Raw genomic sequence first — 25,228 nt, forward strand, 5'->3', positions numbered from 1 at the left:
GCCAACCCGAAATCACCCGGCCGGTGAATAATCCGGGCTACAACAGGAGTTTACATGATGATGACGCGCACACTTGTCGCCGCTGGCTTGCTGACAACGGCCATGTCTGCCTTGCCAGCCGCTGCGGCTCCGGCCACCACCTTCACTGGCCCGACCACGGCGACCCGGTTGCTCAGCACACATGGCGGCATGCGCATGCGCGCCTTTGGTTCGCCGACGCAGCAGGAAATCTTCCTGGGCCGCACCAGCCTTGGCGACGCTGCCAACCGTGTTGCCGGCAACCTCACCTGGGTCAACGGCGCCAACCCGTTCAGCCTGTCCTATGATGCGGTGACGGACACGCTGAGCAGCACGGTCAATGGCAACACGCTGAACTGGGCCAGCTTCCGGGCCGGCCTGTCGCCGATCAAGCAGGCAGAACGCATGAACGCGCTGGAAATCCAGATCCGCGACGTGGCGGCTGGGGCCGGCACGATGGGTCTCAGCAACCTGATGTTGAACGGCAACCCGATTTTGCCGGCATCCTTCGCGGCTCCGGAAAATGGTGCGTGGAGCTATCTCATCCGTTTTGGTAGCTTCGACAAAGGCTTCACCTTCACCGGCGACCTGAATCTCACAGGCGTGGGCACCTTCAGCAGCTCTGCAGAAAGCAATCGCGTCGAATTGATCGCGGGCAATGGTGTGCCGGAACCGGCCAGCTGGGCGATGATGCTGGCCGGCTTNTTGGCCTGGGCGCCCGCCGCCGCCAATTGCGCGTCATTTTGGCCTGATCATCGCGATCAGTGCCGCAACGCCTGGCATCCACCTGGCGGGACAGGTGGATGCCAACGCGGTCTCGCGGGTGACACGGCGTGACTCGCCGCGGGCTGGCGGCGTCCTGGCAAGTTCGGGGAAGTCTATGACAGCAAGGATCTATCCCGTGAATGGCAGATCAGACGGATGCAGCCAGCCCGACGAACCCTCGCAAACCGATTCCAGCGAACGCTTAAGCATCATGGTCGTGGATCCCGACCCGATTGTCCGGCAGGCCATTGCCCGGCAGGTGGCGGCTCTGGGCCATGATGTGAGCATCTTTTCCAACTGCAATCAGGCCTGGGAGGTTTTGCAGGCCGTGCGGTTCGACGCTGTGCTGGTTAATCTGGAAACGCCTGCCATCACTGCACTTGAACTCGCCCGCCGGGTCAGCAGCCTGACCCCCAGCACGGAATTGATTGCCACCAGCGCCAACATCGACAGCCGCTCACGCCTTGGGAGCGATCTTTGCCGACAGAATGGTTTTTCCAACGTGGTCAGCAAGGCTGTCGCGCAGCGCACATTCCAACGCTCCCTCCAATTGGCCCTTGCCGCCCTGGGCCGGTCTGCAAGACCAGCTGACGGATCTGGATCGCGCCTGACCGCGGTGACAACCCCGCTCGGCACGGAGGGTTCCGCAAGCTGAAATGGCGGCTGATTGAATGGCTCCACCGAACAGGAAGGCGGGCCGCCGGATCAATCCCATTGCCGGCCCCGGGCACACAATTGGCGATGGCCCCCCGCCGCGCCGCCTGTCGTGTACCGGCCCCGGCACGAACCATCGGCCCGCCTTCCCGGCGGCCGATGGTTCACCCATTGCCGGACTGCGCAGAGGCGGTCATCGTCGCTGCTCGCGGCCGGGCGACAGTGGTCATTCGGTGGCTGGCGGGTTTGGGTTGTCGTCGTCGCTGTCGTGCGGTTGCCCGCGTCTGCGCAGGCTGGCTTTCAGCTTGTAGTTGAAATTGCGCCGGCCGGCGTCCTTGCTGATCACGTCGCGAAAGCCATTGTCGCGGCACAGGGCGCGGCCCATGCGGCTGTGCCTGGTCAGGTTCGGGCTGGTGGCGATCAGCCGGGGGCCCCCGGCCATGCCGTCGATGCGGCGGGCCAGTTCCAGCGCGGTGATGGCCGGGGTTTCAAGATCGACGATCGCCGCATCAAAGCGGGTGGATTGCAGCGCGGTCCAGGCATCGGTGCAGTTGGAAAAGGCGGACACGATATGGCCCTGCCCCTGCAATTGTTCGACGATGTTGCGGCGATAGGCGGGATCGCCATCGACAACGAGGACGGTGAGCGGTTGGCGGCTGCCGCCTTCAGGATCGGGAAAGCGCGTGTCAGTCGCCGCCGGCTCAGGCCTTGGCTGGCTGCGGGAACCCGGCGTCACGCCGATGGCCTCTGGCCGGACCGGCGCCGCCATGTTGCACAGAACGCCGGCGTCGCGGTTCGCGCCTGATTGGCACGGACCAGCATTCGTCGGGACGCAACGCTTCCCTTCATACGCAACCCCAATACTCCTCGCGAAAACATGGCTGAATTGTCATCAGCGAAATTACAATAGCAAATTGAACAGGCGCGGAGGGCCCATGCCGGGCGCACGCAAAAAGGGCCGCGCTTGCAGAGAAGCGCGGCCCTTGTTGCTTGGGCTTGTGGCCGGCAGGCTTAGTCGTCGTTGCCGGTCAGGAAGCTGGGCAGGCCGCCGGCATCGCCGTCGCCGCCCCGGTCACTGCGGCCTTCGCCACGGTCGTCACGGTCGCGGCGCGGGCCACGGTCGCCATCACGGCGGGGACCACGGTCGCCACGGCCACCATCACGGCGGCGGTCGCCGCGGTCGCCGTCACGGCGCGGGCCGCGGTCACGGTCACGGTCACCGCCTTCGCGCGGTTCCCGCGGCGGGCGGGTGTCCGGCAGTTCCTCGCCGGTTTCCTGATCGACGAGGCGCATGGACAGCTTGACCTTGCCGCGATCATCGACGCCGATGACCTTGACCTTGACCTGCTGACCTTCGCTCAGCACGTCCTTCACGTTGGCCACACGCTCGTTCTTGATTTCCGAGATGTGGACCAGGCCGTCCTTGGCGCCCATGAAGTTCACGAAGGCGCCGAAATCGACCATCGAGACGACCTTGCCGGTGTAGATCTTGCCCACCTCCGGTTCGGCGACGATGCCGATGATCCAGTTCTTGGCGGCTTCGATCTGGGCCGGGTCGGAGCTGGCGATCTTGACGGTGCCGTCATCCTCGATGTCGACCTTGGCGCCAGTGGTGGCGACGATCTCGCGGATCACCTTGCCGCCGGTGCCGATGATGTCGCGGATCTTGTCCTTCGGCACGCTCATCGTTTCGATGCGCGGGGCGTGGGCGGACATGCTTTCGCGAGCGCCGGACAGGGCCTTGGCCATTTCGCCGAGGATGTGGGCGCGGCCGTCCTTGGCCTGGGCCAGGGCGACGCGCATGATTTCCTCGGTGATGCCGGCGACCTTGATGTCCATCTGCAGCGAGGTGACGCCTTCCGACGTGCCGGCCACCTTGAAGTCCATGTCACCCAGGTGATCTTCGTCACCCAGGATGTCGCTGATCACGGCAAAATATTTGCCTTCGAGGATCAGGCCCATGGCGATGCCGGCGCAGGGGCGCTTGAGCGGCACGCCGGCGTCCATCAGGGCGAGGCTGCCGCCGCACACCGTGGCCATCGACGAGGAGCCGTTGGACTCGGTGATGTCGGACAGCACACGGATGGTGTAGGGGAACTCTTCCTTCGACGGCAGCAGCGGGTGCAGGGCGCGCCACGCCAGCTTGCCGTGGCCGATCTCGCGGCGGCCCGGGGCGCCGAAGCGGCCGACTTCGCCGACCGAATAGGGCGGGAAGTTGTAGTGCAGCATGAAGCGTTCGTAGCGCAGGCCATCGAGGCCATCGATCATCTGTTCGGCGTCGGCGGTGCCGAGCGTGGTGGTGACGATCGACTGGGTTTCGCCGCGGGTGAACAGCGCCGAACCATGGGTGCGCGGCAGGAAGCCGACCATGGCTTCGATCGGGCGCACCGTCTTGGTGTCGCGGCCATCGATGCGGCGGCCTTCCTTCAGGATGGCGCCGCGCACGATGTCGGCTTCAAGCTTCTTGAACAGCTTGATGGCCTTCATCTGCTCCTGCGGGGTGCCATCGGCGAAGGCGGCCTTGGCCTTGTCCTTGGCGGCGGCGAGCGCGGCCTGGCGGGCGGACTTGCCGGTGAGGCGATAGGCGGCGTCGATATCCTTGCCCACGGCCTTCTTGAGCGTGGCCAGCATCGCCTTGTCGTCGGTGACGGCCAGATCCCAGGGATCCTTGGCAGCCTTTTCGGCGAGGCGGATGATGGCATCGATGACCGGCTGGATGCTGCGGTGGGCGAACATCACGCCGTTCAGCATTTCCTCTTCCGACAGCTCCTTGGCTTCGGATTCGACCATCATCACCGCATCGGAGGTGCCGGCAACGACGAGATCGAGGCTGCCCTCCTTCACCTGGGTCTTGGTGGGGTTGAGGATATATTCGCCATCCATGTAGCCGACACGGGCAGCGCCGATCGGGCCCATGAAGGGCACGCCCGACAGGGTGAGGGCGGCAGAGGCGGCGACCATGGCGAGGATATCGGCCTCGGCTTCGCCGTCATAGCTCAGCACCTGGGCGATGACGTTGATTTCGTTGTAGAAACCTTCGGGGAACAGCGGACGGACCGGGCGGTCGATCAAGCGGCTGGTGAGCGTTTCATGCTCGGTGGCGCCGCGTTCGCGCTTGAAGAAGCCGCCGGGGATGCGGCCGGCAGCGGAGTATTTTTCCTGATAGTGAACGGTGAGCGGGAAGAAATCCTGCCCTTCCTTCATCGACTTGGCTGCGGTCACGGCGCAGAGCACCACGGTTTCGCCCAGGGTGGCCAGCACGGCGGCATCGGCCTGGCGGGCAATGCGGCCGGTTTCCAGGGTCAGCGTGCGGCCGCCCCAGTTGATTTCTTCCTTGTGGATCGTGAACATTCTCGTCTTTCCCAGGCGGGCCGGCCCCATTGCCGGTCGCCACAGCAGTGTGTGCCGCCGTTCGTGGCGGCGCCGGCCGGGGGCGCTCATTCGCTCCGGGCCGGATAAACGAACGGCCCCGCTGTGGGGGCCGTTCGGGAGGCTGGGTTACTTGCGCAGACCCAGCTTGGTGATCAGCGCGGTATAACGCGCTGCATCCTTCTTCTTCAGATAATCCAGCAGCGAGCGGCGCTTGTTGACCAGCACGAGCAGGCCGCGACGCGAGTGGTTGTCCTTCGCGTGGGTCTTGAAATGCTCGGTCAGGTTGGCGATGCGCTCCGACAGGATGGCGACCTGGACTTCCGGCGAACCGGTGTCGTTGGCGGCGCGGGCGTTGCTGCTGATGATTTCAGCCTTCTTTTCGGCGGTCACCGACATCGTATCACTCCTTCATAAGGTTGAACCCGCGCAGCACCCGCACCTCGCCCTGATGGGCCTCGACAAGCGCCACGGGAACAGAGCCGAGGGCTGCGAGATGGGTGCCGTTGCTGGCTGGATGCCCGAGAAGCTTGCGCCCTTGTTTGAGCGCCGCCGCCTCCTCTGGCGTGATGGCGAGAGCCGGGATGTCGTCCAGCCCTGTCATCAGCGGCAAGATTGCCTGTTCAAGCTCGGCCCCCTGCACCAGTTCGGCCAATTTGTCCAGCGATATCGCCTGGGCGAGGGTGAACGGGCCGGATTGGGTGCGGCGCAGCATGGTGACATGGCCCACCGTGCCGAGTGCCAGCGCGATGTCGCGCGCGAGGGAGCGGATGTAGCTGCCCTTGGAGACTCGGGTGGACAGGGTGGCGCTGGTCGGGCTGCTGGCGGCGAGGGCGAGGCTGTGGACGGTGATGCGCCGGGTGGCGAGGCTGACCTCGTGGCCGGCGCGGGCCAGGGCATAGGCACGCTGGCCATCGACCTTCAGTGCCGAATAGGCCGGCGGCACCTGGTCCTGGGCACCGGTGAAGCGCGGCAGCATGGCGGCGACCTGTTCGGCGGTGGGGCGCACATCGCTGGTGGCGACGACATCCCCTTCGGCATCGAGCGTGCTGGTCTGGCTGCCGAATTCCACGGTGAAATCATAGGCCTTGGCGGCATCGAGCATGCGGCCGGCCAATTTGGTCGCCTCCCCCAGCGCGATCGGCAGCACGCCGGTGGCGAGCGGATCCAATGTGCCGCCATGGCCGATGCGCGGCGCCTTCAGGCCGGCGGCGCGCAGGATGCGCTTCACCGCCGCCACGCTTTGCGCGCTGGTCAGGCCGAGTGGCTTGTCGAGGATGATCCAGCCGTTGAGGCCAGCGTCATTCGCCGTCATCGTCCTCGACACTGTCGGCCAGGCTTTTCCATGGGCGGGCGCCAGGCTTGTCGGTGAGATCGCGGGCGATGCTGGGGCGGCGCAGCACTTCATCGATGCGGGCGCCGGCATCGAAGCTCTCGTCGCGGCGGAACGACAGGTCGGGCGTGTATTTGGTGGCGAGCCGGCGGGCGACTTCGCCGCGCAGGAAGCGGGCGTGGCTGCCCAGCGCTTTCACCACGGCCTCATCATCGCCGTTCGAGGCCTTCACGAACACGGTGGCGTGCCTGAGATCGGGCGTGACCCGCACTTCGGACACGGAGACGATGGTGCGGCTGATCAGATCGTCGCGCAGATCGCCGCGGCTGAGGATTTCGGCCAGGGCATGGCGCACCTGCTCGCCAATGCGTTGCAGGCGGATCGGGCGGCCCTGGGCATCAGGGGTGGAACGGGGCATGGGCAATATCCTTACCCTATCTGAGGCCGCGGCAAAGCCGCGGCTGACGTCGAACGGGTTCGGCGGGCCCAATGCCCGCCGGCCCGCCGGCCGACTTTGCGCGAGTCCGCGCATTTGGCTGCGCCAGATGCGCTGGCCGCGCTACAGCGAGCGATCCTTCATCTCGACTTCATAGGTCTCGATGATGTCGCCAGCCTTCACATCCGACGAATCGGCCAGCGTGATGCCGCATTCCAGGCCAACCTTGACCTCGGCCACATCCTCCTTGAAGCGGCGCAGCGAGGCGATGGAGCCGGTGTAGATGATGACGTCGTCGCGCATGACGCGGGCACGCAGGGCCTTCTTGATATAGCCTTCGGTGACGCGCAGACCGGCGGCCTTGCCGGTCTTGCCGGCCTGGAACACCTCCAGCACCTGGGCGCGGCCGACGACGGTTTCGAAGGCTTCGGGGCCGAGCTGGCCGGCCATGCCCGCCTTCACGTCGTCGATCAGATCATAGATGACGTCGTAATATTTCAGCGCCACGCCATCGCGCTGGGCGATTTCGCGGGCCTTGGCATTGGCGCGGACGTTGAAGCCGATCACCGGCGCGCCCGAGGCCTTGGCCAGGGTGACATCGCTTTCGGTGATGCCGCCGGTGCTGGCCAGCAGCACCTTGGCGCGGATCTGCTCGTTGCCCACCTTGGAGACGGCGCCGGCAATCGCTTCGGCCGAGCCTTGCGTGTCTGCCTTGATGACCAGCGGGAAGTCCTGCACCTTCTTGGCGCGCAGCACCGAGAACATGTCTTCCAGATTGGCCGGGCCGTTACCGGCGGTGCGCTTGGCGGTGGCGAGGCCGACGCGATACTCCGCGACTTCGCGGGCGCGGGCTTCGTTTTCCACCACGGTGACGACGTCACCGGCCTGCGGCACGCCGCCCAGGCCGAGCACTTCCACCGCCATCGACGGGCTGGCCTCTTTCACCTGCACGCCCTTGTCGTCGGTCATGGCGCGCACGCGGCCCCATTCCTGGCCCATCACGAAGATGTCACCCCGCTTCAGGGTGCCGCGACGCACCAGCACGGTGGCGAGCGGGCCCTTGCCCTTGTCGAGCTTGGCTTCGATCACCGTGCCTTCGGCGGCGCGATCCGGGTTGGCCTTGAATTCGGAGATTTCGGCCAGCAGCAGGATCTTTTCCAGCAGCTCATCAAGGCCGGTCTTCTTCACGGCCGAGATTTCGACGTCCATCACCTCGCCGCCCATTTCTTCCACCTGCACATCATGCTGGAGGAGGGCGGTGCGGATGCGGGCGGCATCGGCGCCGGGCTTGTCCATCTTGTTGATGGCGACAATCATCGGCACGCCGGCAGCCTTGGTGTGCTGAATGGCTTCGATGGTTTGCGGCATGATGCCATCATCCCAGGCCACCACCAGCACGACGATATCGGTGATGCTGGCACCGCGGGCGCGCATCGAGGTGAAAGCCTCGTGGCCCGGCGTGTCGAGGAAGGTGATCTTCTGCTTGTCCTTCGTCGTCACCTGATAGGCGCCGATGTGCTGGGTGATGCCGCCGGCTTCGCCCTTCACCACGTTGGAACCGCGCAGCGCATCCAAGAGGCTGGTCTTGCCGTGATCGACATGGCCCATGATGGTGACGACCGGCGGACGGGTGACCAGATCCTCCTCGATGTCGGCTTCGCCAACCATGCCCTTTTCAACGTCGCTGGCCGAAACGCGCACGATGTTGTGGCCGAATTCGGTCAGCACCAGTTCGGCGGTGTCCTGATCGATTTCCTCGTGGGCGGCGGTGGGCACGCCCAGCCTCGCGAGCAGGCGCACGACATTGTTGGTGCGTTCGGCCATGCGGTTGGCCAGTTCCTGCACGGTGATCGTGTCGGGCACGGTCACATCGCGCACCTGCTTGGCCTGGCTGCCCAGCCGGCCGCGTTCCTTTTCGCGGGCGCGGCGCAGCGCGGCAAGGCTGCGCACGCGGGTGTTGCCTTCGTCATCCAGCGCGCGGGTGACCGTGAGCTTGCCCGACTTGCGGCGATCATCGCCGCCCTTCAGCCGCGACGGCTTGGGGGCTTCCGGCTTGCGGCCGGGGATGATGCGCACGCGCATCGAATCATCATCATCGTCGGCGATGTCGGTCGGGATGACCAGACCATCGGCTTCCGGCACCGGATCGGGGCGGGTGGCCAGCTCCTCGGCGGCCAGGCGCTTTTCCTCGATGCGGCGACGCTCTTCCTCTTCGCGCTGGGCGCGCTCCTGCTCTTCGCGGATGCGGGCTTCTTCCAGCAGGCGCAGCCGCTCTTCCTCGGCCTGGCGCTGATACATGGCGGCCAGTTCGGCGGGCGTCATGCGGCGGCCACCGGCGGCGGGCGCTGCGGGACGCGGCGGCGGGGCAGCCGGGCGCTGGGCCGGACGGGCGGCGGTGGGCGCAGCCGGCTTGGCCGGTGCGGGCGCCGGCTTGGGTTCGGCCCTGGCTTCGGTTGGGGCTTCAACCGGGGCCGGAGCCGGGGCTTCGGCGGGCTTGGCCTCGGGCGGTTTGGAATCGGGACGGGGCGGCGGCGCCTGGCGTTCCACCGGGCGGAACATCACCGGCGGCGGCATCTGCGGGCGCGGTGCGGCCGGCGCAGTTTCAGCCGGCGGCGTGGTGGCTGCCGGGGTCGGGGCGGGGGCCGGGGCGGGTGCAGCCGGGGCGGCCGGGCGCGGCGCATCCGGGGCGCGGGCGGCAGGGGCCGGGGCGGGCGCCGGTGCCGGCGTCGGTTCCGGTGCCGGGGCGGGGGTTTCACCCGGACGGTGCAGCACGCGCGTGCGCTTCACCTCGACCACCACCTGCTTGGTGCGGCCGTGGCTGAACTGCTGCTTGACCTTGCCGACCTCGACCGACTTGTTCAGGCCGAGGGGGGCACGCATGCCCAGTTTGGGTTTGTTGTCGTCACTCATAATCCGCCGCCTAATGCCTTTCGGCGGCGTTCAGGGCAACCATTGTTGCACTGTCTGCCGCGTCATTCGTCGTTTCTTCGCCCACAAATCCGGCCAGCCGCACTGCGTCGGCCAGCACGCGCGCCGCCGCACCCGCGTCGGTGAGGCCCATGTGCACCACATTGTCCCGGCCCAGCGCTGCCGACAGGGCCTCGCGCCCGATTGCCAGCCGCTGGTGCGGAATATCTTCGCCCAGGGATTCGCCAACCGCACGCGCCATGCCGTCCAGCCGGTCGGTGCCGTCGGGGCGGGCATCGCCGGCGTGCAGCACGGCGAAAATCTTGCCCTTCGCCAGCGCTTCCCGCACGCGGTCGCCGCCCAGAATCAGGGTGCCGGCGCGCTTTTCAAGGCCCAGCCGGTTCAGCAGCCGCTGTTCCAGCCCGCGGACGATCCGCATTTCCAGATCATCGGGCAGGCTGAAATTGTTGGCCTTGAAGGCGCGGGCCAGGGCACCGCGCAGCCGGCCCTTTGCGGCCACGCTGGCAAACAGGCTGCGATCGGCACTGATCCACGCGCCGCGGCCGGGCAGACGTTCCGACCAGTCGGCCGCAACCTGGCCATCGGGGCCCAGCGCCAGCCGGATGAGGCCGCTGCGCGGGGCAGACTCCCCCGTCAGGATGCAGCGGCGCTGGCTGCCATCCTTTTCCGTGTCCGGGGCCGTCCCGTTCAGGCCATCATTGGTTTCCATCCGCCGACGCGTCCTCCTCATCGGCAAACCAGTGCGCGCGTGCGGCCATGATGATGCGGTTGCCATCCTCTTCGGACAGGGCGAATTCCTTGAGCATGCCCGAGCGGCCGACCAGTTCGTCGGTGGCGAGATCGCCCAGATCGTCGAGCGTCTTGACGCCCTTCTTGCCCAGCACCACCAGCATGGCTTCGGTCAGGCCATCAATGCCGGCCAGATCATCGGACACGCCCAGCGCCTGCCGTTCCTCGCGGGCGGCGGCTTCGCGGCGGTCCAGCGCCTCGATGGCGCGATTCTGCAGTTCGGTGGCCAGATCATCGTCAAAGCCTTCGATGCTGGCCAGTTCGGCCAGCTCGACATAGGCGACCTCTTCCAGTTCGGAGAAGCCTTCGGCGACCAGCAGCTGGGCCAGGGTTTCATCGACATCCAGCTCGTTCTGGAACAGTTCGGACTTCTCGACGAATTCCTTCTGCCGGCGTTCGCTTTCGTCGGCCTCGGTCATGATGTCGATCTGCTTGCCAGTCAGCGCCGAGGCGAGACGGACATTCTGGCCGCGGCGGCCGATGGCGAGGCTGAGCTGATCGTCGGGGACGACGACATCGATGCGGCCTTCTTCCTCGTCCAGCACCACCTTCGACACTTCCGCCGGCTGCAGCGCGTTGACGACGAAGGTGGCGGTGTCGGGCGACCAGGGGATGATGTCGATCTTTTCGCCCTGCAGTTCCTGCACGACGGCCTGCACGCGGCTGCCCTTCATGCCGACGCAGGCGCCAACCGGATCGATGGACGAATCGCGGCTGATCACGCCGATCTTGGCGCGGCTGCCCGGATCGCGGGCCACGGCCTTGATCTCGATGATGCCGTCATAGATTTCCGGCACTTCCTGGGCGAACAGCTTCTTCATGTAATCGCCGTGGGCGCGGGACAGGAAGATCTGCGGGCCGCGCGGCTCGCGGCGGACAGAGAGGATCAGGCTGCGCACGCGGTCACCGGGTTTCAGCACTTCGCGCGGGATCTGCTGGTCGCGGCGGATGACGCCTTCGGCCTTGCCCAGATCGACGACGACATGGCCGAACTCGGCGCGCTTGACGACGCCGGTGATGATCTCGCCCTGACGGTCCTTGAATTCCTCGAACTGGCGCTCGCGCTCGGCATCGCGCACCTTCTGCACGATCACCTGCTTGGCGCCCTGGGCAGCGATGCGGCCGAATTCCACCGGCGGCAGCGGATCGACGACAAAGCTGCCCAGCTCGGCCGACTTGTCTTTCTTCAGCGCGTCCTTCAGGCTGATCTGCTTGAAGAAATCCTCAGGCTCCTCGACCACTTCCAGCACGCGCCACAAGCGGGTTTCGCCGGACTTGGGATCGATCTTGGCGCGGATGTCGTTCTCGGCACCGTAGCGGGCGCGGGCGGCGCGCTGGATGGCGTCTTCCATCGCCTCGATCACGATGGCGCGATCGATCGACTTCTCGCGCGCCACGGCATCGGCGATGGCCAGAAGTTCGGCGCGGTTGGCGGTTGCTGCAGTTGCCATCTCAATCCTCCGAAGGGTCGTTGTCGGGGGTTTCATTGTCATTGTCGGCGGGATCGCCGGTTTCGATGATCTCGTCGGCGCCGGTGGGGTCGAGCGGGCGGCTTTCCTTGATCAGCCGATCGGTCAGCACCAGCTTGGCACCCTTGATATGGTCAAGCGGCAGCCGCAGCGTGACGCCATCCTTGGTGGTGACCAGGGCGTCGTCGCCGTCGAGCCCGGCGATGTCGCCCACCACGCGGGCGCGGCCGTCCACCTTGGGCTCCAGCTTCAGCTTGACCTCGTGGCCGGTCCAGGCCTGCCAGTCCTTGTGGCGGGTCAGCGGCCGGTCGATGCCGGGGGAGGAGACTTCAAGGGCATATTCGCCGCTGATCGGATCGGCTTCATCGAGCGGCAGATCGAGCGCGCGGCTGAGCTTGGTGCATTGATCGATGGTGAGCTGGCCGGTGGCGGGATCCTCGGCCATCACCTGCAGGGTGAGGCTGCCCGGCTGGCCTGACAGCTGGATGCGCACCAGATCCAGCCCCATTGCCGCCACCACGGGGGCAATGATGGCATGAAGCCGGGCATCAAGATCGGTCGGGGCCAAAAAGTCTCTCCTGTGCTGCGCTGGCCAAAGGGATTTGCCGCCGCGCAGCGGGGCCGCGCAGCCTGCAAACCATCAGCCATGCAGGAACGACGCTGCATATAGGCCAGAAGCCGCCGGCCGGCAAGGGTGGTGAATCGCCATCAATATTAACGCGTTATTGACGTTTGTATTCAGCTTTCTCGCGATGTTGGCGTGCAGCATCGTCAATCCCCCTGTCAACCGAGGTCACATGCGCCCTGCCTTCGCTCTTGTTGTCCTGGCCGGTCTGGCTGCCGTGCAGCCGGCGCGCGCCGCCACCGTGTTCATCAATGATCCGGGTGTGACGGTCACCAGCATCGGCAATCTTGTGATGGGTGCGAAATATCGCGTGTCGCCGACCAATTTCGATCTGTCGCTCGATTCGGGGGGCGGCACCCAGAATGTGCCGGGCGGCGCCAATTTCATTTCGACCAACCTGGGCAATCTGGCGGCGCTGAACAATGTCAGCTTTGATTTCACCCTGCGCAACATCGTTGGCCAAGGGATGATTTTCAGCGTGACCAGCCCGGCCAATGTCACCAGCACCCTTGTCTGGGGCAGCTTCGCCCCGGCGCTGTCGCCGGCGGCGACGGCCAGCGCGGCCCAGCTGCGGGCGGCCAGCGCCACCGGGGAAACGCCGGGCACGCTGCTCAGCCCGGGCCAGCTGGCGATGAATGCGCTGCATCTGGAGGTGTCGAGCCGGGTGCGGCCGCTGGCGGCGCCGAACAATTATGCCCCGGTCGTCAGCCTGTCCAACCTGGCGTTCAGTGCCACGGGCGCTGCGGTGCGCGGCAGCGTGATCACGGCGCAGACGGTGACGCCGGCCACCAACCTCACCAACCCGAACTTTCCCGAGGTCGGCTCCGGCTTTGCCTCGCAATGGCTGGTGACGACCGGGCATTTCTGGGATTTCGGCTGGGTGCTGTCGGGCCGGATCAATGCCCAGTTGAACAGCATCACCGGCAACATCGGCCAGATTGACGAGTGGGTGAAGTTTGGCGTGTCGGGCAAGCAGGTGGCGTTCACCGGCGGCGTGCCGGAACCGCAGAGCTGGGCGATGATGATTGCCGGCTTTGGCCTGGTGGGTGCGGCCATGCGCCGTCGCCGGGCGCTGCCGGCCTGATCGCTGCGCCCCTTAACAAGATCGGACCGGTCGCCTATAGGGGGCCGGTCAACTTCAGTTTCGGGGTATTCACATGGCTGCTATCCTGGGCAAATTGTCCAACGCGCTGCTGATCGGGCTTCTGGCCATGGTCGGCGTCATCGTCGCTTTCCATCATGGCATGATCGCTGAAGACGCCGGCGGCTGGGTGCTGGGCTTCATGCGCGTCATCCACGTCTGGGCCGGCATCCTGTGGATCGGCCTGCTTTATTATTTCAACTTCGTGCAGATCCCGACCATGCCGAGCGTGCCGGCCGAGCTGAAGCCGGGCGTGACGAAATATATCGCGCCCAAGGCGCTGCTCTATTTCCGCCACGGCTCGCTGCTCACCGTGCTGGCCGGCATCGGCCTGTCGGGCGCCAATCTGGTGGGTGCGCTCACCTTCCAGGAAGGCCTGCGGGTGATTGGCCTGGGCATGTGGCTCGGCCTGATCATGGCCTTCAACGTGTGGTTCCTGATCTGGCCGAACCAGAAGATCGCGCTGGGCATCGTGGATGGCGCGCCGGAACAGAAGGCCAAGGCCGGCACCACCGCCATGATCTTTTCGCGCACCAACTTCCTGCTGTCGTTCCCCATGCTCTATTGCATGATCGCCCAGCACGCGATTGGCGCCGCCTGATCCACAGGGGCGAGGATTGAAAAAGGCCGGACTGCGCCAAGCAGGCCGGCCTTTTCCTTTGTCAGGCGATGCGTCTTGCGCTCAGGCGATTCGGGGGCGCAGCGGCTGGCCATCGGTGGCGTCGCATTCCGGCAGTTCGGCATAGCGCACGCGGCGGCCGTTGCGGCTGATCCACACGCGCAGCGAGGCGACATCGGGGCAGGGCTTGAAGCGCCAGCGATATTCCCAGCCATCGGCCCACAGCCGGCCTTCGCGGGGCGCAAATTCGGTCTTGGGGTGGCCGGTGCGGGCGTGATAATCGCGCGCCATGCGTTCGGCGATGCCGGCGGCGGTTTCGGCATCGATTTCCCGATCATAGAGGCCAAGCGCCAGTGCCGCCCCCAACAGGGCGGCGATGCTGATCAGGATGGCGCGGCGGCGGGTCACGTGGCATCCCTGATGCACGAGTGGCGCAGCCGTTGGAAGGGGGCGCTGCCGTTGTTGACAAGCGAAAGGGCTTAATCTATCGCCGCGCCTTCGCTTGGGCCGGGATCAGCAGTGATTCTGGCACGGCTCACATTGAAACTTATAGTTGCAAGGCTGAAGACATGTTCGCAGTGGTGCGCACCGGCGGCAAGCAGTACCGGGTCGCTGACGGTGACAAGATCATCGTCGAAAAGATCGAAGGGGATGCTGGCACGGCCGTGACCCTGGAAACCCTGATGACCGGCGAAGGCGCCGCTGTCACCATGGGCGGCGCCGTGACCGCCGAGATCGTGGCCCAGACCAAGGGCGACAAGGTGATCGTGTTCAAGAAGCGCCGTCGCCACAATTATCGCCGCCGCAACGGCCACCGCCAGAATCTGACGGTGCTGAAGATCACTTCGGTCGCCTGATTGCGCGCCCCGGAACAAGGATAACCCACCATGGCTCACAAGAAGGCAGGCGGCAGTTCGAAGAACGGTCGCGATTCAGAAAGCAAGCGCCTTGGCGTCAAGCGCTTTGGCGGCCAGGCCGTGAACGCCGGCACGATCATCATCCGCCAGCGTGGCACCCCCACGCACCCGGGCCGCAACGTCGGCATCGGCAAGGATCACACCCTGTTCGCCCTGGCCACCGGCACCGTGGTGTTTCACACCGGCAAGCTGGGCCGCAAATATGTTTCGGTTGATCCGGTTGCGGAACCGCTGGCGGCTGAATAAGCCCGGCCCCATCCGTTCGGATATCTGAAAAGGGGAGCTGGGCGACCGGCTCCCCTTTTTGCATTGGAAAACCCCCATGCAGTTTCTCGATCAGGCCAAGATCTTCATTGCCTCCGGTGCCGGTGGTGATGGGGCCGTGTCGTTCCGGCGCGAGAAATATGTGGAATATGGCGGGCCCGATGGCGGCGATGGCGGCAAGGGTGGCGACATCATCTTTGAATGTGTCGATGGCCTCAACACCCTGATTGATTTTCGCTACACCCAGCATTTCAAGGCCAAGCGCGGTTCCCATGGCATGGGCCGCAACCGCACCGGCCCCGGCGGCGATGATCTGCTGATCCAGGTACCGGTGGGCACGCAGATCCTGGCCGACGACGAGGACCGCACGCTGATCGCCGACATGACCCGCGTGGGCGAGCGCGTGGTGCTGTTGAAGGGTGGCGACGGCGGCAAGGGCAATGACCATTACAAGACCAGCACCAACCGCGCGCCGCGCCAGTTCCAGCCCGGCTTTCCGGGGCGGGACATGTGGGTGTGGCTGCGGCTGAAGCTGCTGGCCGATGTCGGCCTGGTGGGCCAGCCCAATGCCGGCAAATCCAGCCTGATCAACGCCATTTCCAACACCAAGGCCAAGGTGGGCAATTATGCCTTCACCACGCTGAAGCCCCAGCTCGGCGTGGTTGCCCACAAGGGGCAGGAGCTGGTGATGGCCGATATTCCCGGCCTGATCGCCGGCGCGGCCGAAGGCGTGGGCATTGGCGACCGGTTCCTGGGCCATATCGAGCGTTGCCGCGTGCTGCTGCACCTGGTGGATGCCAGCCAGCCCGGCCCGGCGGAGATTTGGCGCACGGTGCGTGAGGAGCTGGCGGCCTATGGCGGCGGGCTGGAGGACAAGCCGGAGATACTGGCGCTGTCGAAGACCGATCTGGTCACCCCGCAGGCGCTCGCTGCCAAGAAGCGGGCGCTGGAGCAGGCCAGCGGTGCCACCGTGCATGTGATCAGCGCCGCGACCCGGGCCGGCGTGGACGGCGTGCTCGACAAGCTGATGGAGATGGCTGGCCGGGCGCAGGCGATGAAGCAGGCGGCAAAGGGCGGAGATCAGCCGTGGTCGCCGCTCTGACCGAAACCCCTGCTGCGGCCTTTGATCCCGCCCGCTGCCCGCGGCTGGTGGTGAAGATCGGATCGTCGCTGCTGGTGGATGGCGCCGGCCAGGTGCGGGAACACTGGCTGGCCGGGGTGGTGGCCGATCTGGCGGCGCGGCGCCACGCCGGGCAGCAGATCGTGATCGTGTCATCCGGGGCGATTGCGCTGGGCGCGCGCCGGCTGGGGCTCGACAAGGGCGGCCGCGCCAGCCTGGAAGACGCGCAGGCCGCTGCCGCCGTGGGCCAGGTGGCGCTGGCCGGGGTGTGGCAGCAGTTGCTGGGCGCAGCCGGGCTGACGGCGGCGCAGGTGCTGTTGACGCTGGGCGATCTGGAAGACCGGCGGCGCTATCTGAACGTGGCGGCGACGATCGCGCGCCTGCTCGATCTGGGCGCGGTGCCGGTGCTCAATGAGAATGACACGGTGGCGACCGCCGAAATCCGTTATGGCGACAATGACCGGCTGGCGGCGCGGGCGGCGCAGGCGGCTGGTGCGACCGGCGTGATCCTGCTGTCGGACGTGGATGGGCTGTACACCGCCAATCCGGCCAGCGACCCGACGGCGCAGCGGCTGCCGGTGGTGCGGGCATTGACGCCGGAGGTCATGGCGATGGCCACCGGCGAAACGCGATCGGGCATGGGTTCGGGCGGCATGGCGGCAAAGCTGCTGGCGGCGCGCATGGCGGGCGCGGCGGGCATAACGCTGGCGATTTGTGATGGCCGGGTGGACCGGCCGCTCCAGCATTTTGCGCAAAGCGGCGGCGGCACCTTGTTCCTGCCGCCGCGCAACGCCCGCGGGCGCAAGGCCTGGCTGGCCGGGCGCATCACCGTGGCGGGCACGCTGCAGGTGGATGCCGGGGCGGCGGCCGCATTGAAGCGCGGGGCCTCGCTGCTGGCGGCCGGGGTGACCGGCGTGGACGGCAAGTTCCGGCGCGGCGACGTGGTGGCGATTCTGGGCCCGGCCGGGGAATTGCTCGGCCGTGGGCTGGCTGCCTATGATGCAGCCGATGCCATGGCCATTCGCGGCCGCCGCAACGATGACCAGGCCGGCGTGCTGGGCTATGCCCCGCGGGCGGCCTTGGTGCATGCCGATCATCTGGTGCTGATATGAGCCTGATTCACGACATGGCCCGTGCGGGGCGGGCGGCGCTGCCGGCGCTGGCGGCGGCGACGACGGCGCAGAAGGCCGAAGCCATCCGGGTGGCGGCGGCCGCGATCCGGGCGCGCAGCGCTGAACTGCTGGCCGCCAATGCCGCCGATGTGGCGGCCGGGCAGGCGGCTGGCCTGTCGGCGGCGCTGGTGGACCGGCTGGCGCTGGATGGCGCCCGCGTTGAAGGGATTGCCGCCGGGCTGGACACGGTGGCCGGGCTGACCGATCCGGTGGGCGAGGTGATTGCGCGCTGGTCGCGGCCCAATGGCCTGCAATTTGAACGGGTGCGGGTGCCGCTGGGGGTGATCGGCATCATCTATGAAAGCCGGCCAGGGGTGACGGCCGATGCCGCCGCCCTGTGCCTGATGGCCGGCAATGCCTGCCTGTTGCGCGGTGGCAGCGAGGCAGCGCGCTCGAACGCGGTGCTGCTTGATTGCATGGCGCAGGGGCTTGGCGCGGCCGGGCTGCCGGCGGCGGCGGTGCAAATGGTGCCGGCCGGAGACCGGGCGCTGGTGGGCGATATGCTGGGCGCGCATGGCCTGATTGACGTGATCATCCCGCGTGGCGGCAAGGGCCTGGTGGCCCGTGTGCAGGCCGAGGCGAAGGTGCCGGTGCTGGCGCATCTGGATGGCATCAACCATGTCTATGTCGATGCCAGCGCCGATCCCGATCAGGCGGTGGCCATCGTGGTGAACAGCAAGCTGCGGCGCACGGCGGTGTGCGGGGCGATGGAGACGCTGCTGATCGACGCGGCGGCGCCGGTGGCCTTGAAGCGCCGGCTGGTGGCGGCGTTGCTTGATGATGATTGCGAGGTGCGCGGGAGTGCCGCCGTGCAGGCGCTGGACGCCCGCGTGGTGGCGGCCCGGCCGGAGGATTGGGACACGGAATATCTGGATGCGATCGCCAGCGTGGCCGAAGTTGCCGGGGTGGAGGGCGCCATCGCCCATATCGCCGCCCATGGCAGCCAGCACACCGAAAGCGTGGTGGCGCAGGATGAGGCGGTGGCCGAGCACTTCCTCGCCCGCGTCGATGCCGCCATCGTGCTGCACAACGCCTCCACCCAGTTCGCCGATGGCGGCGAATTCGGTTTTGGCGCGGAGATCGGCATCGCCACCGGCCGCCTGCACGCGCGCGGGCCGGTGGCGCTGGAAGGGCTGACCATCTTCAAGACCATCGTGCGCGGCACCGGGCAAGTGCGCCCCTGATGGCCCGCATCGGCCTGTTGGGCGGCAGCTTCAACCCGGCACATGGGGCGCACCGGCACATCAGCCTGGTGGCGCTGGCGCAGTTGCAGCTGGACCAGGTGTGGTGGCTGGTGTCGCCCTTGAACCCGTTGAAATCGGCCGCGGGCATGGCGGCGCTGCCGCTGCGGGTGGCGCGGGCGCGGGCCGTGGCGCGGCATCCGCGCATCCGGGTGAGCGCGCTGGAGGCCGCGCTGGGCACGCGCTTTGCCGTCGACACGGTGGCGGCCCTGAAGCGGCGGTTTCCGCAGCATGATTTCGTGTGGATCGGCGGCGGCGACATTGTGGCCGAACTGCACCGCTGGCGGCGCTGGCGGGCGTTTTTGCGGGCGGTGCCGCTGGCCGTGGTGCCGCGCCCTGGCGTGTCGTTGCGGGCCGCCCCGGCGCTGAAATGGGCCGGCTGGTCGCCGGTGGCGCCCCGGCGCTGGACGGATGCGCCGCGCCCGGCGATAATGAGGCTTCATTCCCGGCTGCGGCCGGAATCGGCAACCGCCATCCGCGCTGCCGATCCCGGCTGGGCCACGAACCAAGGACCAACGCTTGACCGCAACTGACCGCGTGGACGAACTCCACGCCATGATCATGAAAAGCCTGGACGATGACCAGGCTGTCGATCCTGTTTCCATCAGCCTGGCCGGCAAGACCAGCATCGCCGATTACATGGTGATCGCCAGTGGCCGTTCGGGCCGGCAGGTGGCATCGATGGCGACCAAGATTGCCGAGAAACTGAAGGCCGATTTCGGCCGCAGCGCCCGCGTGCAGGGCCTGCCGGCGGCCGATTGGGTGCTGATCGATTGCGGGGATATCATTGTCCATATCTTCCGCCCGGATGTGCGCAGCTTCTACAATCTGGAGAAGATGTGGGGCCTGGACGAAGCGCCCAACCCATCGCCGGCCTTTGCACCCGTGACCGGGCCGCTGGGCAGCCCGCGCTGACCCTTGAAGCTGCACATCATCGCCCGGGGCCGCATCGGCCAATCGCCTGAAGGCGAGCTGGTGCAGCGCTATGCCCAGCGGCTGAAGGGCCGGCTGGCGGTGACCGAGATTGGCGACACGGCCGCTTGGCCGGCCTTTGCCGGCGGCCGCACCGTGGTGCTGGACGAGCGTGGCCGCGACCTGCCGTCCACCGAGCTGGCGGCGCTGCTGGGCCGCTGGCGCGATGATGGCGCCCGCGAGGTGCGCTTCCTGATTGGTGCGGCCGATGGCCATGATGATGCCACGCGGGCCGGGGCCGATCTGCTGCTGGGCTTTGGCCGGGCGACCTGGCCGCACATGCTGGTGCGCGCCATGCTGGCCGAGCAGATTTATCGCGCGCTTTCCATATTGGACGGGCATCCCTACCACCGGGCCTAGCGCCTGACCCCGGTTCACCCGGCCGCAAGGCCGCAGGGAGTAGCGCTGGGCCAAGCTTCTGCTATTCTGCCCTGTGTACCGCTTGCGAGTCCGTTCACGATGACGAAACACTGGAAGATCGCCCTGCCATTGGCCGCCCTGGTGCTGGTGCCGGGCTATGCCGCTGTCGAGGCGGCGGCGGAGTCGGACAGTTATCAGGATCTGAAGACGCTGGTGGACGTGCTGGAGCGGGTGCGTGCCACTTATGTGGATCAGGTTGATGAAAAGACCCTGATCCGCGGCGCCATCAACGGCATGCTGTCCAGCCTTGATCCCCACTCGTCCTATCTGGATGGCCGGGATTTCGCCAATCTGAAGCAGACGACCGATGGCGAGTATAGCGGCCTGGGGCTGACGGTGACGGCGGAGGATGGCGTGGTGAAGGTGGTGACGCCCACCGACGACACGCCGGCGGCGCTGGCCGGCATCAAGGCCGGCGATTACATCACCCATCTGGATGACGAGCTGATCTATGGCACGTCGCTGAACGATGCGGTGGACAAGATGCGCGGGCCATCCGGCACCAAGATCAAGGTGACGGTGGTGCGCCAGGGCGAGCCCAAGCCGCTGGAATTCACCCTCACCCGTGCGGTTGTGGTGATCAAGCCGGTGAAGTGGGAGGTGCGTGGCCAGGTTGGCATGATCCGCATCACCACCTTCAACAGCAAGACTGGCGATGCCACCCGCGCGGCGGTGGAGGGCATCCGCGCCAAGCTGGGCGAGAATGTCGCCGGCTATGTGATCGATTTGCGCTCCAACCCCGGCGGCCTGCTGGACGAGGCGATCAAGGTTTCGGACGTGTTCCTGGAAAGCGGCGAGGTGGTTTCGGAACGCCGCCGCGCCAAGAATGATGTTGACCATTATTATGCCAAGGCCGGCGACCTGACCCAGGGCAAGCCGGTGGTGGTGCTGGTGGACGAAGGCACGGCGAGCGCGGCCGAGATCGTGGCAGGCGCCCTGCAGGATCATCGCCGCGCCATCGTTCTGGGCCAGCGCAGCTTTGGCAAGGGCAGCGTGCAGACCGTGTATCCGCTGTCGGCCGAAACGGCGCTGCGGTTGACGACGGCGCGGTATTTCACCCCATCGGGCCGCAGCGTGCAGGAAAATGGCATCGATCCCGATATCGTGGTGCCGCAGCTTTCCGATCCGCGGGTGGCGGAACGCAAGCCGCTGCGCGAGGCTGATCTGAAGAAGCATCTGATCAACGAGGTGAAGGACAGCACCAATCTGTTGGTGGAGCAGGACAGTGCGCCTGATCCGCGCTTTGTCGCCAAGGCCGACGAGCTGAAGGCCAAGGGCGTGCTGGATTACCAGATGGATTATGCCCTGCGGCTGGTCGGCCGGCTGGTGCCGCCCACGGTGGCGCCGGTGCAGGTGGCGGGTGCCGCGCCGCGCCCGGCAAGCCGTTGATTGCAGCTGTCACACGCACAGGCTAAGCAGCCCAAATCCCCGCTCTTGCCAAGGATCGCCTGTGCTGCGCCGCCTGTATGACTGGACTTTGGCCAAGGCCGCCGGGCCTGGTGCCGAACGCTGGCTGATCACCATCAGCTTTGCCGACAGCAGCTTCTTTCCGGTGCCGCCGGATGTGATGCAGATTCCGATGTCGATCGCTCGGCCCGAACGCGCGATCCGCTATGCGGCCGTGTCCACGGTTGCATCGGTGGCTGGCGCCCTGCTGGGCTATCTCATCGGATCGCTGCTGTATCAGGCCATCGGCGTGCCGCTTCTGGACTTTTATGGTTATCAGGACAAGTTTGTGGCCTTTGCCGCCAGCATCAAGGCCAATGGCTTCCTGTGGATGCTGGCCTTTGCCTTCCTGCCCATCCCCTACAAGGTGGCGACCATTGCCGCCGGATCGGTGGGCCTGTCGATCCCGGTGCTGATCGCCGCCTCCATCCTGGGCCGGGGCGGGCGCTTCTTCCTGGTGGCGCTGGTGCTGCGCCGTTTTGGCGCCAAGGCGCAGGAGCTGATCGACCGTTATTTCAACGCCCTGGCGTTGACGGCCACGGCGCTGTTTGTCGGCGGGTTCGTGGTGGTGAAATATGCGTTCTGAAGGCTGGGGCGCGGTGCTGATCCTGGCGGGCAGCCTGGCGCTGCTGGCCGGGGCCTGGGGGTTCGAGATCATTGGCGGCCTGGTGCCGTGCGAGATGTGCTGGTGGCAGCGCTGGGCATTGATGGCCACGGCCTTTCTGGCGCTTGATGCCATCGTGCTGAGGGCGATTTCCGCACGCCAGCCGCAACTGGCCACGCCGGCCCGGCTGGCCGGATTGCTGGCCCTGCTGGCGCTGCTTGGCAACGCCGGCATCGCGCTGTTCCACGCCGGGGTGGAACAGAAATGGTGGCAGGGCCTGACCCGCTGCACCGCGCCGCCCACCGCGGGCGATGCCAAGGCGATGCTGGCCGACATTTTGGCCCAGCCGCTGGTGCGCTGCGACGCCATACCCTGGCAGATGTTCGGGATTTCCATGGCAGGATGGAACTTCATCGTTTCCCTGATGCTTGCTGGAGTGGCCGCATGGCTGATGCTGAAACCCCGTTGAAACCGCGCCGCCACCTGCCCGGTGACCGCCGGCCCGACACGCGCGCCATGATCCGGGTGGACCAGGCCGGTGAACATGGTGCGGCGCGCATCTATGCCGGGCAGCTGGCCGTGATGGGCGGGCGCCACCGCGATGCTGGCGAAATCCGCCACATGGCCGCCCAGGAACAGCGCCATCTGGACGGCATGAACCGCATCATGGCGGCGCGCGGCGTGCGCCCGACATTGCTGGGACCGTTCTGGCATGTTGCCGGCTTTGCGCTCGGCGCCGGCACCGCCCTGTTGGGCCCCAAGGCGGCGATGGCCTGCACCGAAGCGGTCGAAACCGTGATCGACCAGCATTATGGCGAGCAGACCGAAGCCCTGGCCGATGGACGTGACCCCGAGTTGAAGGCGATGATCGATGATTATCGCGCCGATGAGGTGGCGCACCGCGATGCGGCGGCGGCCCACACCGGCGGCGGGGCGTTTCCGGCGATGGAAACGCTGATCCGCGCCGGCTGCCGCACCGCCATCGCGCTGGCGAAGCGGATTTAATTCCGGATCTGCTTGCGCAGGCGATAGCGGCCGTTCTCGAACCGGTCGAACATCTGCACCACGCCGGGGTGGCTCACCGGATCGCCATCGCCATCGGGCAGCAGATTCTGCTGGCTGACATAGGCGACATAGGTGGATTCCTCGTTCTCGGCGAACAGGTGATAGAAAGGCTGGTTCTTGCGCGGCCTGATCTCTTCCGGGATCGATTGCCACCATTCTTCGGTGTTGTTGAATTCAGGATCGACATCGAAAATCACACCGCGGAACGGGAACACGCGGTGGCGCACCACATCACCGATGGTGAAGCTGGCGGGGGTGGGGGCATCTTCGGCTTGGGTCGTCGGTTCGGTCATGTTGGTCACAGGTTGCAAATGGGCGGGTTGCCGCAAACTTGCAATATAGGGCGGCCGGCGGCGGGATGAAGGGGCGCCCCTGTCGCGGGGCCGTTTATCGGGCTTGGCAGCGCCCATCCCCTTCGCTATAGCCGCGACGTCGACTGGCCCCTCGGGGTTTCGCACCGCGGAGAGGTGGCAGAGTGGTCGAATGTACCGCACTCGAAATGCGGCGTGGGTGCAAGCTCACCGTGGGTTCGAATCCCACCCTCTCCGCCAAATCATTTTCGCAGTCGCATTTTCCCAGTAATACCTTGAAAGGCATAGATATTTCGGCGGTTCGAACGCTGCCGTTCCAATCATATTCGAGGTGGTCCGTCAAGGTCAGCTTGAGCACGATCCTCTTGTCCTCAAGGCTACCATTTTCCCAAAGATTCCAAGGGTTTGAAATAAACTCAAACGCGGTTCGAAAAGTCTCATCAAACCCTCTGGCTTGCGTGCCGCAACGCGCCGTGCGTTCTTCCAGAAGAAGCCGCTTGCGCTCCAGCTCTTCGACCTTGCGTTCGAAGGCACCAACGACAGTGGGGCTTTCGGAGGCCAGCATCAGGTCCAAGGTCGCCCGAATTTTCTTTTCAAGCACAGACGCTTCGGCTTTTAGCTCGCGCTGACGCTCGCGGGTTTTGGCTTCAGATGCCGCCCAGCGCTTTTTGAACAAGGTGAGCATCAGATCATACAGCGCGCGGCTGGGAACCAGAGAGCGCAGCAGCTCCTCTCAATGAGGGCTATCAGCCTGTGACCGATCAGCGTGGGTATAGGCCTGTCCCAGTTCGGCCGAGCGCAGGGCCAAGCCGAGCACCTCGGTGGCCACCACGGCGAAGCCGCGGCCGCCTCGCCTACGCGAGCCGCCTCGACGCCGGCGTTGAGAGCCAGCAGGTTAGTCTGGAAGGCGATCTCGTTGATCCCGCCGATGATCTGGCTGAACGCACTTGCGAGACAAGCGCGCAGCGCCAGCATTCAGCCGGACTGTTTCGCCGACGCATAGTCGCTAAGAAACCAAACCGCGCAAATCGCGATACCGCTCGCGACGAAGAACCCCTGAGCTCCCATGACCAGCGATGGGGCCAATAAGGCTGCAGCAATCAGCGTGGGGCCGACGAGCATTTCGACGAGGGCGTGTAAGCGCATGGGGATGATCTTCACGAGGCCAAGCGGCATGTCGGTCAGGACGGTCATTGCCAAGTGAACACCTGCAAGCAGGTAGGCTAGCATGGCAGCTGCGCCCGAAAACCCGAGGAGCGTCGGTGCAGAAGCGAAGACGATTACCGTGGCATAGTCGAGGATGCCGTGGATCGAGGCGTCGAGAATCTTCATGGTCGTCGTTCCTTTGTTGGAGCATTTGGTACAATACTGGGCAAGGCTATATGCTCCATAATGCCTTCCCCAGTGTTCAGATCGGTGGGGTTACTTTCAGCGTCAACATCATGAAATTATTGCACATTATTCCATCTTTGGCAAGAAATTCGCCGATCTCTCTGCCGATCTTCTAAATCAGCTTAACCCGGATTATTCACCGGCCGGGTGATTTCGGG

At 66.1% G+C, this 25,228-nt stretch carries 28 protein-coding genes, 1 tRNA gene and 1 pseudogene; 17 read left to right on the forward strand and 13 right to left on the reverse strand.

Annotation, left to right across the window (positions count from 1 at the left end):
- The first annotated feature begins 60 nt into the window (after positions 1–60).
- A complete protein-coding gene (locus CHU93_RS18175; RefSeq protein ID WP_341476583.1) occupies positions 61–855 on the forward strand; it encodes a choice-of-anchor W domain-containing protein in 795 nt (264 codons plus the stop codon).
- A gap of 43 nt (positions 856–898) precedes the next feature.
- The gene (locus CHU93_RS12205) at positions 899–1,438 is read left to right on the forward strand and encodes a response regulator (RefSeq protein ID WP_094474434.1); all 540 of its coding nucleotides are present in this window, start codon (positions 899–901) and stop codon (positions 1,436–1,438) included.
- A gap of 225 nt (positions 1,439–1,663) precedes the next feature.
- Here the strand turns inward: CHU93_RS12205 and CHU93_RS12210 are convergent, their stop codons facing one another.
- The 9 genes from CHU93_RS12210 to CHU93_RS12250 all read right to left on the reverse strand — a co-directional run bounded on the left by CHU93_RS12210 (position 1,664) and on the right by CHU93_RS12250 (position 12,329).
- Positions 1,664–2,206 carry a response regulator gene (locus tag CHU93_RS12210; protein ID WP_094474436.1) on the reverse strand — a complete coding sequence of 181 codons (543 nt, stop codon included), beginning with the start codon at positions 2,204–2,206 and terminating at the stop codon, positions 1,664–1,666.
- A gap of 242 nt (positions 2,207–2,448) precedes the next feature.
- Positions 2,449–4,788 carry a polyribonucleotide nucleotidyltransferase gene (gene pnp / locus CHU93_RS12215; RefSeq protein WP_094474438.1) on the reverse strand — a complete coding sequence of 780 codons (2,340 nt, stop codon included), beginning with the start codon at positions 4,786–4,788 and terminating at the stop codon, positions 2,449–2,451.
- 147 nt (positions 4,789–4,935) lie between these two features.
- Positions 4,936–5,205, reverse strand: coding sequence for a 30S ribosomal protein S15 (gene rpsO / locus CHU93_RS12220; RefSeq protein WP_086115687.1), 270 nt, complete (start codon positions 5,203–5,205; stop codon positions 4,936–4,938).
- A 4-nt stretch (positions 5,206–5,209) separates the two neighbouring features.
- Complete coding sequence (gene truB, locus CHU93_RS12225; RefSeq protein ID WP_094474439.1) at positions 5,210–6,121, reverse strand: tRNA pseudouridine(55) synthase TruB; 912 nt, start codon at positions 6,119–6,121, stop codon at positions 5,210–5,212.
- The gene (gene rbfA / locus CHU93_RS12230; RefSeq protein ID WP_086115689.1) at positions 6,108–6,557 is read right to left on the reverse strand and encodes a 30S ribosome-binding factor RbfA; all 450 of its coding nucleotides are present in this window, start codon (positions 6,555–6,557) and stop codon (positions 6,108–6,110) included. Before rbfA ends, truB begins: the two co-directional genes overlap by 14 nt.
- Positions 6,558–6,698: 141 nt before the next feature.
- Positions 6,699–9,485 (reverse strand): translation initiation factor IF-2, encoded by a 2,787-nt coding sequence (gene infB / locus CHU93_RS12235; protein WP_106408486.1) that lies wholly within the window; start codon positions 9,483–9,485, stop codon positions 6,699–6,701.
- 10 nt (positions 9,486–9,495) lie between these two features.
- Positions 9,496–10,212 carry a DUF448 domain-containing protein gene (locus tag CHU93_RS12240; RefSeq protein ID WP_165768722.1) on the reverse strand — a complete coding sequence of 239 codons (717 nt, stop codon included), beginning with the start codon at positions 10,210–10,212 and terminating at the stop codon, positions 9,496–9,498.
- Entirely contained in the window at positions 10,199–11,743 is a 1,545-nt protein-coding gene (gene nusA, locus CHU93_RS12245; RefSeq protein WP_094474442.1) for a transcription termination factor NusA, read from the reverse strand. Before nusA ends, CHU93_RS12240 begins: the two co-directional genes overlap by 14 nt.
- A gap of 1 nt (position 11,744) precedes the next feature.
- The gene (locus tag CHU93_RS12250; protein ID WP_094474444.1) at positions 11,745–12,329 is read right to left on the reverse strand and encodes an LSm family protein; all 585 of its coding nucleotides are present in this window, start codon (positions 12,327–12,329) and stop codon (positions 11,745–11,747) included.
- Between the two features lie 229 nt (positions 12,330–12,558).
- Between CHU93_RS12250 and CHU93_RS18005 the strand changes: the two genes are divergently transcribed.
- Positions 12,559–13,470 carry a PEPxxWA-CTERM sorting domain-containing protein gene (locus CHU93_RS18005; RefSeq protein WP_243375632.1) on the forward strand — a complete coding sequence of 304 codons (912 nt, stop codon included), beginning with the start codon at positions 12,559–12,561 and terminating at the stop codon, positions 13,468–13,470.
- Positions 13,471–13,543: 73 nt separating this feature from the next.
- Positions 13,544–14,128 carry a urate hydroxylase PuuD gene (locus tag CHU93_RS12260; protein WP_094474447.1) on the forward strand — a complete coding sequence of 195 codons (585 nt, stop codon included), beginning with the start codon at positions 13,544–13,546 and terminating at the stop codon, positions 14,126–14,128.
- Between the two features lie 81 nt (positions 14,129–14,209).
- On the opposite strand, the gene CHU93_RS12265 is transcribed toward CHU93_RS12260, so the two are convergent.
- Positions 14,210–14,554: a hypothetical protein gene (locus tag CHU93_RS12265; protein WP_094474449.1), complete on the reverse strand. Its 345-nt coding sequence runs from the start codon at positions 14,552–14,554 to the stop codon at positions 14,210–14,212.
- A gap of 161 nt (positions 14,555–14,715) precedes the next feature.
- Between CHU93_RS12265 and rplU the strand changes: the two genes are divergently transcribed.
- From rplU to CHU93_RS12325, 12 genes are all read left to right on the forward strand, one after another.
- On the forward strand, positions 14,716–15,003 hold the full coding sequence (gene rplU / locus CHU93_RS12270; protein WP_086115697.1) for a 50S ribosomal protein L21: 288 nt from the start codon (positions 14,716–14,718) through the stop codon (positions 15,001–15,003).
- Positions 15,004–15,033: 30 nt separating this feature from the next.
- Positions 15,034–15,309, forward strand: coding sequence for a 50S ribosomal protein L27 (rpmA, locus tag CHU93_RS12275; protein ID WP_086115698.1), 276 nt, complete (start codon positions 15,034–15,036; stop codon positions 15,307–15,309).
- A gap of 76 nt (positions 15,310–15,385) precedes the next feature.
- A complete protein-coding gene (obgE, locus tag CHU93_RS12280; protein ID WP_094474450.1) occupies positions 15,386–16,429 on the forward strand; it encodes a GTPase ObgE in 1,044 nt (347 codons plus the stop codon).
- Positions 16,414–17,559, forward strand: a complete 1,146-nt coding sequence (gene proB / locus CHU93_RS12285; RefSeq protein ID WP_094474452.1) for a glutamate 5-kinase — start codon at positions 16,414–16,416, stop codon at positions 17,557–17,559. Before obgE ends, proB begins: the two co-directional genes overlap by 16 nt.
- Positions 17,556–18,803 (forward strand): glutamate-5-semialdehyde dehydrogenase, encoded by a 1,248-nt coding sequence (locus CHU93_RS12290; protein ID WP_094474454.1) that lies wholly within the window; start codon positions 17,556–17,558, stop codon positions 18,801–18,803. Before proB ends, CHU93_RS12290 begins: the two co-directional genes overlap by 4 nt.
- Positions 18,803–19,393, forward strand: a complete 591-nt coding sequence (locus CHU93_RS12295) for a nicotinate-nucleotide adenylyltransferase (RefSeq protein WP_094474456.1) — start codon at positions 18,803–18,805, stop codon at positions 19,391–19,393. Before CHU93_RS12290 ends, CHU93_RS12295 begins: the two co-directional genes overlap by 1 nt.
- 22 nt (positions 19,394–19,415) lie before the next feature.
- Positions 19,416–19,775, forward strand: coding sequence for a ribosome silencing factor (gene rsfS / locus CHU93_RS12300; RefSeq protein WP_086115703.1), 360 nt, complete (start codon positions 19,416–19,418; stop codon positions 19,773–19,775).
- A 3-nt stretch (positions 19,776–19,778) separates the two neighbouring features.
- Positions 19,779–20,192, forward strand: a complete 414-nt coding sequence (locus tag CHU93_RS12305) for a 23S rRNA (pseudouridine(1915)-N(3))-methyltransferase RlmH (RefSeq protein ID WP_094474458.1) — start codon at positions 19,779–19,781, stop codon at positions 20,190–20,192.
- A gap of 99 nt (positions 20,193–20,291) precedes the next feature.
- Positions 20,292–21,641, forward strand: coding sequence for a S41 family peptidase (locus tag CHU93_RS12310; RefSeq protein ID WP_094474460.1), 1,350 nt, complete (start codon positions 20,292–20,294; stop codon positions 21,639–21,641).
- A 61-nt stretch (positions 21,642–21,702) separates the two neighbouring features.
- The gene (locus CHU93_RS12315) at positions 21,703–22,284 is read left to right on the forward strand and encodes a YqaA family protein (RefSeq protein ID WP_094474462.1); all 582 of its coding nucleotides are present in this window, start codon (positions 21,703–21,705) and stop codon (positions 22,282–22,284) included.
- Positions 22,274–22,771, forward strand: coding sequence for a disulfide bond formation protein B (locus tag CHU93_RS12320; RefSeq protein ID WP_094474464.1), 498 nt, complete (start codon positions 22,274–22,276; stop codon positions 22,769–22,771). Before CHU93_RS12315 ends, CHU93_RS12320 begins: the two co-directional genes overlap by 11 nt.
- A complete protein-coding gene (locus tag CHU93_RS12325; RefSeq protein WP_094474466.1) occupies positions 22,747–23,307 on the forward strand; it encodes a demethoxyubiquinone hydroxylase family protein in 561 nt (186 codons plus the stop codon). The genes CHU93_RS12320 and CHU93_RS12325 overlap by 25 nt, the downstream gene beginning before the upstream one ends.
- Here CHU93_RS12325 and hspQ read toward each other — a convergent pair.
- Positions 23,304–23,660 carry a heat shock protein HspQ gene (gene hspQ / locus CHU93_RS12330; RefSeq protein WP_086116177.1) on the reverse strand — a complete coding sequence of 119 codons (357 nt, stop codon included), beginning with the start codon at positions 23,658–23,660 and terminating at the stop codon, positions 23,304–23,306. The two genes, CHU93_RS12325 and hspQ, sit on opposite strands and share 4 nt — an antisense overlap.
- Positions 23,661–23,828: 168 nt before the next feature.
- Between hspQ and CHU93_RS12335 the strand changes: the two genes are divergently transcribed.
- Positions 23,829–23,918: transfer RNA gene (locus tag CHU93_RS12335), tRNA-Ser, on the forward strand.
- A 550-nt stretch (positions 23,919–24,468) separates the two neighbouring features.
- On the opposite strand, the pseudogene CHU93_RS18010 reads toward CHU93_RS12335, so the two are convergent.
- Both CHU93_RS18010 and CHU93_RS12345 read right to left on the reverse strand, forming a co-directional pair.
- Positions 24,469–24,617: pseudogene (locus tag CHU93_RS18010) on the reverse strand (methyl-accepting chemotaxis protein); the annotation flags it as partial.
- 36 nt (positions 24,618–24,653) lie between these two features.
- Positions 24,654–25,010, reverse strand: a complete 357-nt coding sequence (locus CHU93_RS12345; protein WP_094474468.1) for a hypothetical protein — start codon at positions 25,008–25,010, stop codon at positions 24,654–24,656.
- Between the last annotated feature and the right edge of the window lie 218 nt (positions 25,011–25,228).

The organism is Sandarakinorhabdus cyanobacteriorum, from assembly GCF_002251755.1.
GTDB classification, from domain to species: Bacteria; Pseudomonadota; Alphaproteobacteria; order Sphingomonadales; family Sphingomonadaceae; genus Sandarakinorhabdus; species Sandarakinorhabdus cyanobacteriorum.